This window comes from Sporosarcina koreensis (genome assembly GCF_042655825.1).
Taxonomy (GTDB): Bacteria; Bacillota; Bacilli; order Bacillales_A; family Planococcaceae; genus Sporosarcina; species Sporosarcina koreensis.
In genome coordinates this window covers 452,312-466,562 of sequence record NZ_JBHSNP010000029.1, presented here as the reverse complement: position 1 = coordinate 466,562, position 14,251 = coordinate 452,312, and the positions used below count along the sequence as shown (strand labels likewise).

Sequence of the window (14,251 nt, the reverse complement as noted above, 5' to 3'; positions counted from 1 at the left end):
GAACGTATCCAAGAAAAATTAGGCTACCTGACACCTGCAAAATATGGTGTAATGGCAGCCTAATCAAGGTGTTTTATATGTGTCTCATATGGCTAGGTCAGTCTATAGCCCTGTTTTTTTACTTGAATGTTTCCGGAATAGTTGTCAAATCGATGCCCCAGAATAGCGGCAACAAGACATAGATGGCTGCTGTCACGAGAACGATTCCAATGATGTTGAGTGCGAAACCTGCTTTCGCCATGTCGGGAATCCGCAAATAGCCGGATCCGAATACGACGGCGTTCGGTGGAGTCGCGACCGGCAGCATGAATGCGCAAGATGCGGCTACACCGGCAGCAATCATGAGTGCAAATGGATGGAAGCCTAATGCAACTGCAAGCGACGCCATGATCGGATACATCATGGAGGCTGTTGCAGTGTTCGACGTGATTTCCGTCAAGAAGATGACGAGTGTTGTTACGATTAGAATGACAACGAGAATATGAACGCCGCTCAATCCCGACAATTGGGACCCGATCCAAACGGACAGTTCGGAACTGACAAACCCGGCGGCGATTGCCAAACCGCCCCCGAACAGCAAAAGAATGCCCCACGGCAATTTGACAGCCGTATTCCAATCAAGCAGATGGTCGCCTTTCTTGTTGACCGATGGGATGATGAATAAAATAATTGCGAACAACATGGCGATGACGCCATCACTTAGCCCATCGATAAATTTGGAAAGCAGGAACGTCCGCGTGATCCAGGAGAATGCAGCTAATATAAAAACGGTCAAAACAATTTTTTCTTCCGCAGAAGCTTTGCCCAAATTCTTTTTCTCACTATCAATAATGCCCCGTCCGCCAGGCAGCGTCTTGATTTTTGACGGGTAAGCGAACTTCACAAGATAGAACCAAGCGATAAATATGAAGCTCCAAGCAAGCGGCACACCGAACATCATCCATTTTGCAAAGGATAACTCGATGCCATACATTTTATTGATTGCGCCAGCAAGCAATGTATTCGGCGGTGTCCCGATCAATGTCGCAATTCCGCCCAAGGAAGCTGAGTAGGCAATCCCCAACATCAGCGCCTTGCCGAACCCGAAATTCTCTTTCGACGTATCAATGGAAGGATCGTCCTTCAGCGCATCCGAGATTTGATAGATGATAGCAAGGCCGATCGGCACCATCATCATGGCTGTCGCCGTATTCGAAATCCACATGGATAGGAATCCGGTCGCGACCATGAAGCCCAACACGATGCGGTCCATATTCGTCCCGATCGCTGAAATGATCGTCAATGCAATCCGGCGGTGCAAATTCCATTTTTCCATGGCAAGGGCGATCATGAAGCCTCCCATGAATAAAAAGATCGTTTCATCCCCATAAGCCGAAGCGGTCGATTTCACTTCCATTCCGCCCGACAAAGGGAACAGAACTAACGGCAACAATGAAGTGACCGGAATCGGAATCGCTTCCGTAATCCACCATGTGGCAATCCACATCGTACTTGCCAAAATGGCGACTCCTTCAGGTGATAGTCCTTCAGGCTTGAAAAATAAGAGAGTAAGAAAGAATAATAGCGGTCCTAGCACCAACCCGATCAATTGTGCAGGTGAATAGCTGCGCGGATCACGCCCGCCGCCTTCATTTCCAACACCGACTTTCTGTCCGCCTCCGCCGCCGGACGCCATCTCCGACGAATCGGGTCGGAAAAAGAAACGGAACAAGTCTTTCACCTGATCGTGCATGTCCCATAACCGGTTCCATGTCGATGAAAACATTGTCGAATTCCCCCTTTATGTAATTATTAAAATTTTTACGTATTTCGAGTATACTATTCAATTACATATGGAACAAGACTATAAAAAAACCGTTTGGAATTCTTTTATATAACTACGTATTCAGTCAAAAGTAGGGGGCGGGTAGATTCATTGAGTGATATCATATGAACTATATAAGGAGACGGAGGCGCTACTATGCATCCAACAGAATTTTTGAATGTCCGATTGTTAAAGGAAATTGCGGAGTTTATTAATGAGGAAACTGAAATAGAGACGATGCTTTCAGGTGCGCTTCGAAAGTTTTTACAAGGAACAAACTTTGAAACAGGTTGGATTTTTTTCATTTCCGACAAGGGGAAGCAAGAACTGATTGTAAGTGGAAATTTGCCTGAGGCACTAGCGCAAAACGGGTGCAGCCAATTAAAAAATGGAGGCTGTTGGTGTGTATCCAAATATCGTGAAGGCAAGTTGGAGAAGGCATCCAATATTATTGAGTGCCAGCGTATTGAAAATGTACTTGCTGCAAAGATCGGTGACAATGGAGGAATTACACATCACGCAACGGTTCCACTCCAATCAGGTCAAGAACGGTTTGGTCTAGTGAATGTCGCTTCGCCGAATACGGTCATATATTCAAAAGGAGAGCTTGAGTTGCTTGAATCACTGGCGTTTCAATTGGGGTCAGCGATTAAACGGATTCTGTTAACGAAACAAGAGCAGGAAATAGCGCTATTGCAAGAACGGAATCGTCTAGCGAAGGACTTACATGATTCCGTCAACCAGCTATTGTTTTCGGTGACATTGACGGCAAGAGGCGGAGCAGAAATGACCGCCCAAGCGGAAATAAAAGAAACGTTCAAGGAAATACAGAACTTATCGCAGCAAGCATTAAATGAAATGAGGGCATTAATATGGCAGCTCCGTCCAAGTGGACTTGAAAGTGGGTTGCTTGAAGCAATCAAAGGATACGGGGAGATGTTAGGTTTATCTGTGCATTCCAATGTATCTGGGGTCATTAATGTTCCTTCACGTGTAGAAGAGGCATTATTTCGCATTTCACAGGAAGCGTTGAATAATATCCGGAAGCATGCTGGCGTCACTGTGGCAGAAATATATCTGAATGTAACGCAGAGTGATGTATTACTTGTGATTAAAGACGATGGTCATGGATTTTTAATCAATCACGAAATTCGTCTTTCTTCAATGGGATTGCAAAGCATGAAAGACCGTGCAAAGAATGCAGGAGGTTCGATTGATTGGGACAGTGAAATTGGAAGAGGGACGGAAATATTAGTCCGCATACCCTATTGAGAGGTGAACGGAATGATAAAGGTTCTAATTGCAGATGATCATCACGTCGTTCGAAGAGGATTGCTTTTTTTCTTAAAAACGCAGAATGATATACAGGTGATTGGAGAAGCGAAAAATGGAAAAGAAGCTGTTGAATTAACGGCGGAACTTCAACCTGATATTGTACTCATGGATTTAATGATGCCTGTCATGGATGGGATTCAAGCGACGAAGCAGATAAAGGAAAGTTATCCGCAAGTCGAGGTACTCATCTTAACAAGTTTTTCTGATCGAGATCATGTCATTCCGGCAATTGAAGCGGGAGCCGCAGGATATCAATTGAAAGACATTGAACCAGATGAACTCGTTACGTGTATTCGACAAATTATGCGAGGGGAAAACACAATTCATCCGCATGCGACAACGCATCTTATGAAGATAAGGTCACAAAAGGAAGTGCCGCCGCATATCCTCAACCCATTGACCCCACGCGAACTGGATGTGCTAGTGGAGCTAACGAAAGGAAAAAGAAATCGGGAAATAGCATCGTCATTATTTGTATCGGAAAAAACCGTGAAGACGCATATATCCAATATTTTTCCGAAGCTGTTCGTTCAGGATCGGACGCAAGCTGTGCTTTATGCAGTGAAGTATGGGTTAACTGAATCGAGCGGTGACTAAATAGGAAAGGGCTTTCGACGGAGTATTCATCGAAAGCTCTTTTTCTAATTGGAGGGGAAGTATTCTTCATTCAAAAGTTGTATACCCATATCCTCTTTTTTTAGTAGAGGTTTTCAGTCATCCTTACGATGCTTCTAATGCCCTTACTCCCTAAAATAAATATAAGAACAATAAAGAAAGCGGGAGATGACATGAATAGAAAACCGGTCGTTATGATCACAGGGGCATCAAAAGGTCTTGGCAGAGCGTTGACATTGGCATTTGCAAAGCAAGGAGTACGACTTGCCATATGTGCAAGAGGAGAAGAGCTGCTTCGCAAAGTGGAGTTGGAAGCACAGGACCTTGGGGCGGAAGTCGTCGCAATCAATGCTGATGTTTCGAATGCGAAGGATGTTGAACGTTTTGTATCGATTGCGCAAGAAGCATATGGAAGGGTTGATGTGTTAATTAATAATGCTTCCGTGTTTGGACCGGGACCTACACTGTTAGTGGATTATCCCGATCATAACTTTGAAGAAGTGCTTCGCGTGAATACGTTGAACCCATTCCTCGTCACGAAACATGTATTACCGGGGATGTTAACTAGAAATAAAGGGAGAATCCTTAATCTAACATCGGAGGCAGGAAAAACAGGATTTGCGGAATGGGGTGCTTACGGTATTTCCAAGTTCGCAGTAGAAGGTTTAACACAAACTTGGGCCGATGAACTGCAGGAGACGGGGGTTAGTGTGTGTATGGTCGATCCAGGGGAGATGGATACGGAAATGCACGAGATAGCTGTTCCGGATTGCGATTATGAATTAGGGGATCCGAATGACGTGGCGAACGTAATTTTATCCATTGCCTTAGATGAATCCATGGAAGTGAATGGAATGAGAATTGAGGCACAATCCTTTTTAAATGAAAAGAGGGAAGTCTGATGATGACAGATACTCGTCCCTTCCAAGTGCCTGCATATTTAAATGCGAGTACCCCTGCAGAATATAGAGGGATGAAGCGGGACCATGTCCGTTTACTGACACTCGATAGTGTTACAGGGGAAAGCCATCACCATCTTTTTTATCAACTGGATTCCATTTTGCGCGAGGGAGACTTGCTCGTGTTAAATAATAGCCGTACCCTTCCGGCTGTGTTGAAAGGAAGAAAGAGGGAGCAACCGATTGAAATTCGGCTATCTCGTAAAGTAACCGACCATGAATGGGAAGCACTTGTCGTAGGAAACTATACAGTCGGGGAAAAGATATACTTACCCGGAGAATTAACAGCCACAGTTATAGGAACAGGAAATGAATCGCCTTTGGTTATTCTTTCTTTTTCGAAGAGCGGGTTGAAGTTATATGATGTTATTTATCAATACGGGGAGCCGCTGTATTATGAATATATTAAAACCCCATGGCCGTTAGAGATGTACCAGACTGTGTATGCTTCCGTGCCGGGTTCCGTGGAGATGCCTTCAGCGGGGAGAGCGATTTCCTATGGGCTGCTCCATAAATTAAAGCAAAAGGGAGTCAACATCGCATATTTGCAGCTGCATGCCGGATTAAGTTATTACGGGAATGACCGCTGGCCAAATCCAACTAACCATGTAGAAGCATTTTGCATCCCTGAAGAAACAGCAGAATTAGTTAACGAAACGAAAAGAAATAACGGACGTGTCATCGCGGTCGGAACAACAGTAGTTCGGGCACTTGAAACTGCGGTTACAAACGAGGGAATTGTTGAAGCACAGGAAGGATCTACGCGCCTCTATATTCAAAAAGGATATCCATTAAGAGCCGTGGATGGGCTGTTGACAGGCTTTCATGAGCCAGAGGCAAGTCATCTGGATTTACTCACTGCGTTTGTTGATGAAGACATTCTTATGAAAACTTACGAGGAAGTGTTATCAGCGGGATATCTTTGGCATGAGTTTGGTGATATGAACTTGATCCTGCCAATGGGGGAGAAAAGGTGAGGTGGCATCACGGCGGGATTGAAGTTGGGAATTTAGATGAATCCATTCGATTTTATGAAAGTATGTTTGAGTTTGCAATTGAGCAATTCCTGACATTGAACGGCGAGAAAATTGCTTTTCTGAAAAATGAAGATGTGAGAATCGAATTAATTGAATCAAAGGACATCGCAGCCCCATCCAATTCAGTCCATTTAGCGTGGCAAGTCGATGACATAGAGGGTTGGATGAAGAGGCTAAGAGAAAAGGGACTACTACCTTCAGAAGGCCCGTACAATTTGAAAAATGGTTTGGTTGCTGTTTTTTATGAGGGCCTTGATGGTGAGGTGATAGAGCTGGTTCAATGTTAATTAGAATAAAAGAAAGTACAATTTAAATAATGAAAAACCAATGACGAGTGGGCTGTCATTGGTTTTCTGCTTTTATATTATTCTTCACATTATTTTTCAATGGAACGGGCGGTGTGGAGCTGGAGCAGGCTGAAGAACAGTTTTTGCTCAATGCACATCCAGCGCATTTGCCCATTTTGCTGCGTTTGACGAATCGATAGAGCGTGAAGCCTGCATATCCGAAAATGAGCACGCCTGCGATAATGCTAAATATCATAAGACCATCCTTCTTTCATTTTAATGGAATCCCAAAAGCCGTCCGCCTTGATAGATGATGATCGACACCACATAGGCGATAATAAGCGCGTAGACGATGGAGAACAATGTCCATTTTGTCGATCCTGTTTCCTTTTTAATTGCTGCAACAGTAGCGAGGCACGGGACGTACAGCAGGATGAAAGCTAAGAAACTGTATGCCGAAAGAGGAGTGAAGAAGTCAGACATTACCCCTTTCAACGTTGCCAAGTCAGGTGCCACATAGATGATGTTCATTGTCGAAACGACAACTTCTTTTGCTAAGAAGCCTGTCAGCAATGCTGCGCCTGCCTGCCAATTGCCAAAACCGAGCGGTTGCATGAGCGGTGCGATAACTCCGCCTATCATCGCTAGAAAGCTTTTATCCATTGGGACATCTAATCCGCTTGGACCCGCGTAGGTCAAAAACCAAATGATGACCGAGCCGCCGAAGATGAATGTGCCAGCTTTCTTCACGAAACCTTTCCCTTTTTCCCATGTGCTCTGCAATAACGTTTTCCATTGAGGCAGGCGGTAGGGAGGCAATTCAATGACGAAAAAGGAATCTTCCTGCTTGAGAATCGTGCTGGAAAAGACTTTTGCCAATAATAGTGCAAGGAGGATTCCCAATAAATATAGAGATAGCACGATCAACGCCTGGTTTTGTTTGAAAAATGCACCGACGAATAGGCTATACACCGTAAGCCGTGCAGAACAGGACATCAATGGCGATAAGATGATTGTGAGAAGACGTTCCTTCGGCTGCTCAATCGTCCGCGCAGCCATTATGCCCGGGACATTGCAGCCAAATCCGATGATCATTGGAATAAAAGCCTTACCGTTCAAGCCGATGCTTTCCATGATTTTGTCCATTACCATTGCGACCCTAGCCATATAGCCGGAGTCCTCGATGAACGAGATTAAGAGGAATAGCATGAAGATTTGCGGCAAGAACACGAGAACGCCCCCGACACCCGCTACAATTCCTTGCAAAATAAGCGCTTCGATGAAAGGCGTTGCCCCGACAAGTTCTAGGAAGTAGGTTAGCCCATCCGTGATAGGCCCTGTAATTAATTGATCCAGCCCATCGGAAAGCGGTGTGCCTAACCAATCGAAGGTGATCTTGAAAATGAAATAAGCGAGCAATAGGAAAATCGGCAAGCCGACAATCCGATTGGTGACGATCCGGTCGATCCGGTCTGTCAAGGTGACTGCAACTTTTTCAGTTTCATTCACACAGCAGAGGAGCAATGCTTGCAAGTAATGGCTGCGTACCACATGGATATGATGCACTAGTGATCTAGACGAGGTTTTCGCTTTGATTTCTGTTTCTACAAGTGAATGAAGTTCTTCCAATCGTGCTTCCGGAATATGCTGGGTGAGCAATTGGCGCACCGACTGATTTCCCTCGAAAAATTGGATGGCCAACCATCTGCTTGGCGGCAACCCTTCTTTTGAACTGAGTAAGGAACTGATTTCAGCAATCGCTTTTTCCAAGACGATTCCGTAATCCAGCTTTAGTGGCTTCTGCACTGGGTTGGAGAAGGACAGCGAATTGGCCAATTCCCCGCAACCTGTACCGGAGCGGGCGACAACAGGGACTACTTGGCATCCTAACCGCTCCGCCAACAACCGTTTGTCAATTTGAATCCCACGACCTTCTGCGACATCCACCATATTCAGTCCAACTATAAGAGGTTTCCCGTATTCCAACAGCTGCAGCGTTAAGTACAAGTTCCGTTCCAATTGGGATGCATCAACGATATTTAAAATAGCGGAGCAATCTTCGTACAATAGAAAATTGGTTGCAACCCCTTCGTCTTTGGATAAAGGATTGAGGGAATAAACACCCGGAAGGTCTACGAGATATGCACTTTTATCTTTCAAGATGCCAACCTTTTTCTCGACCGTAACGCCCGTCCAGTTTCCGACGTATTCATAAGAGCCTGTCAATTTATTAAATAAGGAGGTTTTACCAGTATTCGGATTTCCAGCTAAAGCAATCGTATTCATAGAATTTCCACGCTCACCATTCTCGCCTCACTGCGGCGGATTCCGATCAATTGCCCCTTCGCCTCGATTGCGATTGGGCCTCCTAACGGCAAACTTCTTTTAATATTGATAATCGCGCCTTCCAAAATTCCGAGGTCTAGCAATCGACGCTGCACAAGACCATTCATTCGACTCAGGTCAGTGATCCGAACCCGTTTTCCGACCGGAATATCCGTTAATTGCATAGGGACACCTCATTATTCCGATTTGCAGACAATTGGATTGCCGCTTTTACTAGTTGTATTATAAATGATAATGATTATCAGTGTCAATTAGATTTTAGTGGAAACATAAATTGAAAGAGGGACAAGCACATTCCTTGAACTGAGTATAAAGTGCATAAAACCCTCATAAAACCTCGCCGGTTGCGCATAGTGGCGTCAAAAAAACACATAACCATTCCGAAATGCGCAAAAAAATAGTTATTTGCGAGTGCGAAAAGTTATGCGTGATTACATGATTTTGTACGTTCCTTGGCAGTTTTGCGTAATTACCGTGAATTTTTTGAGCCTGCGCGGACAGGGCGATTTTCACTCAAAATACAAATGCTTATGCAACCCACATCCTGGATTAAAATCTGCACCGCAAGAAGGACATTTATATCCGCTATCCTTATACTGAGTAACCGTCAATTCATTTTTACATTTACCACAAAGTACTGCATTCTCACCAAATTTCTCTTTCGGCCAAACTTTATGGTTGCCGCACCCAGCTTCCTGGTGGCAAGAGTAGCAAGGAAAATATGTATCACAGCAATAAAATTTGATGGCAATAATATCAAGCTCAGAATGATAATGCGTACAACGCGTCTCGCTATCTATGACATTGCCCGCTACATGTATCATTGATAAACCTCCTCAAAATGAATAAATTGGACACTTCCGGAAATCCTTTAGTTAAAAAAGGATTGATTTTCATGTTTACCGAATATCCGATCATCCACACGAATATGTGGGATGCAATCTGGGCGGTTCCGGTTGTTTTGTTGATTGTTTTAGCGGCTAAATGGTTGTTCGGCGTACACTCAAGCTGGTTGTCGACGATTGCCACAGTGGCAGCATTGATTTTATCCATATTCATCAGCCATCGCGATAATTTGGCTGCAGGAATTTTTATGGGCTTCTTTTATTCGGGAGCAGCCATCGGTGTCCTTTATTCCATTAAACAATCATATTTGGCTTACCGGGCAAGTTAGTTTTTGAGTGGACAAAATCCGCATTGCATTAGCCCTGGTACGTCTTTCGACAAACAGCATGTCGTCCGGACTGTCGTATTCAGCAGTTCGGACGGCTCCCTTCCTTTCAAAAATGCTTTGAATAAAGAGTTGCGTGCGATATCTTTCCATGTCTCGTCCTCTTTTAATATGTCCAGATCGTTTCGCGCTTCTTCATTCAAGCCAGGATCATTCAGCAAGACATGATACTGCCATAGTAAAAAGCCGAAGATGTTTTCCCAAAGCGTCAGCGGAGAGACGGATGCGACTGTACGTATTTGTCGGATGATGTTGTCTGCTTGCAGCAAAATGTTCCGGGTGACATCCCGATGTTCATTTTCATCCACCTCCTGCCAATCGCTTTCATTGATAAATGTACTCACCGTACGATTTCCATACTCTTCAACTGCCCCAAAAGAAAACTTCGCAGCATCGCCATCCCAAATTTCGTCATAGACCGACAAGTTATACAGCTGCATATTAATGAACATTCCGACACGCCGCATGAAGAAAGAAGCGGCGACCGTCATATTCGGGCTTCCGCTCACTGTTTGTACAGCTCGAATGCAATCCTCCGTTTTTTCACTATCTAGCAAATCATGTAAAGTGAATAAGAGATGTTGCGGATGATTTACGTAAACACTATAGCTATTCAATTGTCTAATTTGATCACTTGTTAGTTTTGTCATAATTTTATTATAAATATTATCGAACTTTTCAACAAGTTGAGCAGGCTCTCTGTCTGTACTATACTGATTTCAATACAACAGCAGGGAAGTGTGACAGATGACAAAGCATTTAAATCCGGAGGAATTTATCGGATTGATTGATAAAGGTACTGACATCATTATTCCTCTTTCAAATGGCGAGCCGCATGGTTTGTTGGATTTGCTTGAAGCAAATTACGAGAAATTGGAGAACGTCAAAGTGCACCAAATGTTGGCATTGCGTGAACGTGATTATATAAATGGTAAGATGAAAGGCCATCTTTCACATATTTCGTACTTCCTGAGTGGAGCGACGAGGAAGGCATATTGGGAAGGGCATGTTGAATTAATTCCGAATGTGTTCCAGGAAATGTTTCGATTGTTGCAAAAGACGACGAAAAAGCCGATGGTGATGGCAGTCGCATCACCGATGGACGAACATGGCTATTTTTCGCTTGGCACGAATGCGGATTACGCCGCGGATTTTATCGGGGATGTTCCTTTTGTTTTGGAAGTTAATAAGCATATGCCGCGCACTTTCGGGGCGAATCAAATCCATATTAGCCAAATTGCCGGGTTCATTGAAAATGATCTGCCGTTGACTGAAGAGGTATCCCCAGTCATTACCGAGAAGGATCAGAAAATCGCGGAATATATTACAGAGGATATCCAGGACGGCGATACGCTGCAAATCGGCATCGGAGCTATTCCGAATGCTGTCATGAAAATGCTCAAAGACCGCAGGCATTTAGGCATCCACACGGAAATGCTGACGGACGGCATCGTCGATCTAGTTGAGGCGGGCGCTGTGGATGGAATGAAAAAGTCATCCCGCAAAGGGAAGATCATTGCGACATTCGCCTTCGGTTCCCAACGCTTGTATGATTTCCTGAATAACAACCCTTCCGTGGAGTTCCTGCCGGTAAGCGTCGTCAATGATGCATATGAAATTGCGAAAGAAGATCATATGGTGTCCATTAATGCGACGACCGAAGTCGATTTATATGGCCAATGCGCTTCTGAAACCGTGGCGGGACGCTATTACTCGTCAAGTGGCGGCCAAGCCGATTTTGCAAGAGGCGTCCGGCTATCGAAATACGGCAAAGGGTATGTGTGCATGCATTCGACGGCGAAAAATGATACCATTTCGAGAATCAAACTGCAGTTGGCGCCGGGTTCCGTCGTGACAACATCGAAAAATTATGTCGACAATATCGTGACGGAATACGGGATTGCCAGATTGCATGGCAAGTCCTTGTCCGAGCGGGCGGAAGCATTGATTGCAATCGCACATCCGAATTTTAGAGAAGAATTGATGCAGGAAGCAAGGGAATTTGGATTGATCGAGTAAGGAGAGGAGCCGATAGGGCTTCTCTTTTTTTGTTTCGTGCCCCACAGGGTAATTTCTTATTGAATTGTCGTCAATCGGCGGCAAATTCAACTCGAATCGGTGGTAAAGTCTTCAAAGTCTGTGATAACGCGTGGAGAGTCGGTGGTAAACTGCCCGAAGTCGGTGATAATGTTTCAAAGGTCGTTGAAAGTTGCAGAAAAGCGCCACTTGAAGCGGAAAAAATTGGTCAAGCGGTGATAAACTACGTCTGAGCGGTGATAAACCCCACATCAGCGGTGATAAAGTCCATCTAAGCGGTGATAACGACCTCCTAAGCGGTGATAAACAAAATTGTTGCCTCCATCATACCCGTGGTGGTATAGTGAATTTACAATATAAATACCATGCGGGGTACGCGTGATGACAAGAAGTCATCCCTCAGGAGGGAAAATCAATGAAATGGATCATCATCTTTGCAATCATCGCCTTTTTCGCATGGCGCATGATGCCGGCAAAAGGTGTCAAGTCAATATCGACCGACAAATTGAAATCTATATTAAAAGATCAGTCGAAGCAATTCATCGACGTCCGCACACCGGCGGAATATAAAGGGCGCCATATCAATGAATTCAAAAATATCCCATTGAACTTATTGAAGTCCAAGTTGGATAAACTCGATAAGAATAAGGAAGTTGTCGTCATTTGCCAAAGCGGTATGCGCAGTTCGCAAGCTGCGGGCATTCTGAAAAAGTCGGGATTCACGGACGTAACTAATGTCAGAGGCGGGATGAGTGCATGGCGCGCATAGGTTAATAAAACACGAAAGCATCAGCTGTGGGGAAATCGCGGCTGATGCTTTTTGCGTCCAAAGCAAGCCTTCCCGCGACCAAAGCCGACTCTCCACCCACGTACAAACCCCGCCCATTCGCTAAAAACCACGTCATTTGCCCAGCCAAACCCATAGGCGTTCACATACTATTGTTATGAAGAGGTGGTGAACGTTGAAGAAAGATAAGGCGACTATTGGACGCGATCCGTATGAGATCGAACAGAGGGAATGGAAGCAGAGACAATCGAAGGAACGCTATAAGCAGCTATTGACGATCGCTTCGCCAATCTTCCTTTTATTGTTGTGGGAAGTGATGTCAAGGACGGGTGTGATGGATATCCGGTTTTTCCCGCCGCCATCGGCCATTTTAGGCACATTTGGCAAAATGATAGCGAACGGGGTGATGGCGGATCATATCGGCGTTTCGTTATATCGGATATTTGCAGGTTTCCTTGCAGGTGTCATACCTGGAGTAGTCATCGGTTTGCTTATGGGGCTATATTCGCCAATCCGGCATTTTGTTCAGCCGATTGTCATGGCTCTTATGCCCATTCCGACGCTTGCATTGCTGCCGATCATCATTATCCTGTTTGGCATCGGTGATCTGTCGAAAGTTGTGACAATTGCAGGAAGCGTGTTTTTCCCGGTCGTCATCAATACGGCGGCAGGTGTCTTGAACATTGATCGGATCTATTTGGATGTCGCGGATAATTACGGAGCCGGTAAAATGCAATTCTTCTTCAAAATTGCATTACCTGGCGCATTGCCGGTCATGCTGGAAGGGATCCAGATGGGGCAGGCGATTGCTCTGCTTACGATTGTCGCCGCGGAAATGATGGGGGCGACTTCGGGAATCGGCTATCTGATATGGACATCGTATAAGGCATTCCTTCTGAAGGAAATGTTCGTCGGACTCATCCTCATTTCATTTTTTGGCTATCTCTTCTCCTTGATGCTTCGCGGTCTTCAGAAAAAGTTGTTACCTTGGAGGTGATTGGATGAGGAAGAAAGCGAAGATTGAAATCCGTAATCTGACAAAGGCTTTTTACAAGAAACAATCGAGTGTGACAGCACTCGACGATATTTCCCTTTCAATCGGAGAAGGGGAATTTGTCTGCATTGTCGGACCGAGCGGCTGTGGCAAAACGACATTATTGCGCATATTGGCGGGGCTTGAGCAGCCGAGTGTCGGTGAATTCGAAATCCGTTCGGAGCAGGAAGGCCGGCCTCTCCAATCGATGGTCTTCCAGGAAAGGGGCGTCATTCCTTGGCTCACTGTGAAGGATAATGTTGCGTTTGGGTTGAAAATGCGAAAGTTGCCGAAGGACATCATTCGGGAGAGGACGGACTATTACTTACAAAAGACGGGACTTGACCGGTTTGCGCATCTCTACCCGAAGGAACTGTCCGGGGGGATGAAACAGCGGGTGAGCATCGCCCGTGCGTTCGCAAATGACCCCGAAATCCTCCTTATGGATGAACCGTTCGCTGCTTTGGATGAACAGAATAAATTCATCCTTCAGGAAGAGTTGCTCTCCATATGGTCGGAAACGAAAAAAACGGTCATTTTCATCACACATAGCATTGATGAAGCACTGTTGCTGAGCGATCGGATTCTATTGATGAGTGCACAGCCTGGTAAAATCATTCAGCAAATCAGGATTGACACACCCAGGCCGAGGACGATGGAAGATATACGAAAAGATCCGACACTCGCTGAGCAGTTTGTTGACATTTGGAAACACTTGCAAGATGAAGTGCAGCGTTCCAGGAATGAGAATAGATGAAATGGGGAGAAAAGGTGAAAGGG

The 14,251-nt window shown here is 45.0% G+C and carries 16 protein-coding genes; 10 read left to right on the top strand and 6 right to left on the bottom strand.

Annotation, left to right across the window (positions count from 1 at the left end):
- Window positions 1-118: 118 nt before the first annotated feature.
- Entirely contained in the window at window positions 119-1,765 is a 1,647-nt protein-coding gene (locus ACFPTP_RS18105) for an SLC13 family permease (RefSeq protein ID WP_381447738.1), read from the bottom strand.
- A gap of 195 nt (window positions 1,766-1,960) precedes the next feature.
- On the opposite strand from ACFPTP_RS18105, the gene ACFPTP_RS18100 reads away from it, so the two are divergent.
- From ACFPTP_RS18100 to ACFPTP_RS18080, 5 genes are all read left to right on the top strand, one after another.
- Window positions 1,961-3,076: a GAF domain-containing sensor histidine kinase gene (locus tag ACFPTP_RS18100; RefSeq protein WP_381447736.1), complete on the top strand. Its 1,116-nt coding sequence runs from the start codon at window positions 1,961-1,963 to the stop codon at window positions 3,074-3,076.
- A 12-nt stretch (window positions 3,077-3,088) separates the two neighbouring features.
- A complete protein-coding gene (locus tag ACFPTP_RS18095; protein ID WP_381447734.1) occupies window positions 3,089-3,736 on the top strand; it encodes a response regulator transcription factor in 648 nt (215 codons plus the stop codon).
- A 191-nt stretch (window positions 3,737-3,927) separates the two neighbouring features.
- The gene (locus ACFPTP_RS18090; RefSeq protein WP_381447732.1) at window positions 3,928-4,656 is read left to right on the top strand and encodes an SDR family oxidoreductase; all 729 of its coding nucleotides are present in this window, start codon (window positions 3,928-3,930) and stop codon (window positions 4,654-4,656) included.
- Complete coding sequence (locus ACFPTP_RS18085; protein WP_381447730.1) at window positions 4,656-5,690, top strand: S-adenosylmethionine:tRNA ribosyltransferase-isomerase; 1,035 nt, start codon at window positions 4,656-4,658, stop codon at window positions 5,688-5,690. Before ACFPTP_RS18090 ends, ACFPTP_RS18085 begins: the two co-directional genes overlap by 1 nt.
- Entirely contained in the window at window positions 5,687-6,037 is a 351-nt protein-coding gene (locus tag ACFPTP_RS18080) for a VOC family protein (RefSeq protein WP_381447728.1), read from the top strand. The genes ACFPTP_RS18085 and ACFPTP_RS18080 overlap by 4 nt, the downstream gene beginning before the upstream one ends.
- 55 nt (window positions 6,038-6,092) lie before the next feature.
- Here the strand turns inward: ACFPTP_RS18080 and ACFPTP_RS18075 are convergent, their stop codons facing one another.
- The 4 genes from ACFPTP_RS18075 to ACFPTP_RS18060 form a co-directional block, all read right to left on the bottom strand.
- Window positions 6,093-6,293: a FeoB-associated Cys-rich membrane protein gene (locus ACFPTP_RS18075; RefSeq protein ID WP_381447725.1), complete on the bottom strand. Its 201-nt coding sequence runs from the start codon at window positions 6,291-6,293 to the stop codon at window positions 6,093-6,095.
- Between the two features lie 20 nt (window positions 6,294-6,313).
- Window positions 6,314-8,323, bottom strand: a complete 2,010-nt coding sequence (gene feoB, locus ACFPTP_RS18070; RefSeq protein WP_381447723.1) for a ferrous iron transport protein B — start codon at window positions 8,321-8,323, stop codon at window positions 6,314-6,316.
- Window positions 8,320-8,547, bottom strand: coding sequence for a FeoA family protein (locus tag ACFPTP_RS18065; RefSeq protein WP_381447721.1), 228 nt, complete (start codon window positions 8,545-8,547; stop codon window positions 8,320-8,322). Before ACFPTP_RS18065 ends, feoB begins: the two co-directional genes overlap by 4 nt.
- Before the next feature lie 345 nt (window positions 8,548-8,892).
- Window positions 8,893-9,207 (bottom strand): CHY zinc finger protein, encoded by a 315-nt coding sequence (locus ACFPTP_RS18060; RefSeq protein ID WP_381447718.1) that lies wholly within the window; start codon window positions 9,205-9,207, stop codon window positions 8,893-8,895.
- A 71-nt stretch (window positions 9,208-9,278) separates the two neighbouring features.
- Between ACFPTP_RS18060 and ACFPTP_RS18055 the strand changes: the two genes are divergently transcribed.
- A complete protein-coding gene (locus tag ACFPTP_RS18055; RefSeq protein WP_381447716.1) occupies window positions 9,279-9,557 on the top strand; it encodes a hypothetical protein in 279 nt (92 codons plus the stop codon).
- Here the strand turns inward: ACFPTP_RS18055 and ACFPTP_RS18050 are convergent.
- On the bottom strand, window positions 9,554-10,105 hold the full coding sequence (locus tag ACFPTP_RS18050; RefSeq protein WP_381447714.1) for a hypothetical protein: 552 nt from the start codon (window positions 10,103-10,105) through the stop codon (window positions 9,554-9,556). The genes ACFPTP_RS18055 and ACFPTP_RS18050 overlap by 4 nt on opposite strands.
- Before the next feature lie 256 nt (window positions 10,106-10,361).
- On the opposite strand from ACFPTP_RS18050, the gene ACFPTP_RS18045 reads away from it, so the two are divergent.
- From ACFPTP_RS18045 to ACFPTP_RS18030, 4 genes are all read left to right on the top strand, one after another.
- On the top strand, window positions 10,362-11,633 hold the full coding sequence (locus ACFPTP_RS18045; protein ID WP_381447712.1) for an acetyl-CoA hydrolase/transferase family protein: 1,272 nt from the start codon (window positions 10,362-10,364) through the stop codon (window positions 11,631-11,633).
- Window positions 11,634-12,066: 433 nt separating this feature from the next.
- Entirely contained in the window at window positions 12,067-12,420 is a 354-nt protein-coding gene (locus ACFPTP_RS18040) for a rhodanese-like domain-containing protein (protein ID WP_381447710.1), read from the top strand.
- A gap of 193 nt (window positions 12,421-12,613) precedes the next feature.
- Complete coding sequence (locus ACFPTP_RS18035) at window positions 12,614-13,435, top strand: ABC transporter permease (RefSeq protein ID WP_381447708.1); 822 nt, start codon at window positions 12,614-12,616, stop codon at window positions 13,433-13,435.
- A 4-nt stretch (window positions 13,436-13,439) separates the two neighbouring features.
- Window positions 13,440-14,228, top strand: coding sequence for an ABC transporter ATP-binding protein (locus ACFPTP_RS18030; RefSeq protein WP_381447706.1), 789 nt, complete (start codon window positions 13,440-13,442; stop codon window positions 14,226-14,228).
- Window positions 14,229-14,251: the final 23 nt, after the last annotated feature.

Coding starts and splice junctions, on each gene's coding strand:
- ACFPTP_RS18100 (WP_381447736.1), top strand. CDS start 1,961: ATGCATCCAACAGAATTTTTGAATGTCCGATTGTTAAAGGAAATTGCG.
- ACFPTP_RS18050 (WP_381447714.1), bottom strand. CDS start 10,105: ATGACGGTCGCCGCTTCTTTCTTCATGCGGCGTGTCGGAATGTTCATT.
- ACFPTP_RS18060 (WP_381447718.1), bottom strand. CDS start 9,207: ATGATACATGTAGCGGGCAATGTCATAGATAGCGAGACGCGTTGTACG.
- ACFPTP_RS18095 (WP_381447734.1), top strand. CDS start 3,089: ATGATAAAGGTTCTAATTGCAGATGATCATCACGTCGTTCGAAGAGGA.
- feoB (WP_381447723.1), bottom strand. CDS start 8,323: ATGAATACGATTGCTTTAGCTGGAAATCCGAATACTGGTAAAACCTCC.
- ACFPTP_RS18085 (WP_381447730.1), top strand. CDS start 4,656: ATGATGACAGATACTCGTCCCTTCCAAGTGCCTGCATATTTAAATGCG.
- ACFPTP_RS18030 (WP_381447706.1), top strand. CDS start 13,440: ATGAGGAAGAAAGCGAAGATTGAAATCCGTAATCTGACAAAGGCTTTT.
- ACFPTP_RS18075 (WP_381447725.1), bottom strand. CDS start 6,293: ATGATATTTAGCATTATCGCAGGCGTGCTCATTTTCGGATATGCAGGC.
- ACFPTP_RS18105 (WP_381447738.1), bottom strand. CDS start 1,765: ATGTTTTCATCGACATGGAACCGGTTATGGGACATGCACGATCAGGTG.
- ACFPTP_RS18065 (WP_381447721.1), bottom strand. CDS start 8,547: ATGCAATTAACGGATATTCCGGTCGGAAAACGGGTTCGGATCACTGAC.
- ACFPTP_RS18045 (WP_381447712.1), top strand. CDS start 10,362: ATGACAAAGCATTTAAATCCGGAGGAATTTATCGGATTGATTGATAAA.
- ACFPTP_RS18090 (WP_381447732.1), top strand. CDS start 3,928: ATGAATAGAAAACCGGTCGTTATGATCACAGGGGCATCAAAAGGTCTT.
- ACFPTP_RS18055 (WP_381447716.1), top strand. CDS start 9,279: ATGTTTACCGAATATCCGATCATCCACACGAATATGTGGGATGCAATC.
- ACFPTP_RS18040 (WP_381447710.1), top strand. CDS start 12,067: ATGAAATGGATCATCATCTTTGCAATCATCGCCTTTTTCGCATGGCGC.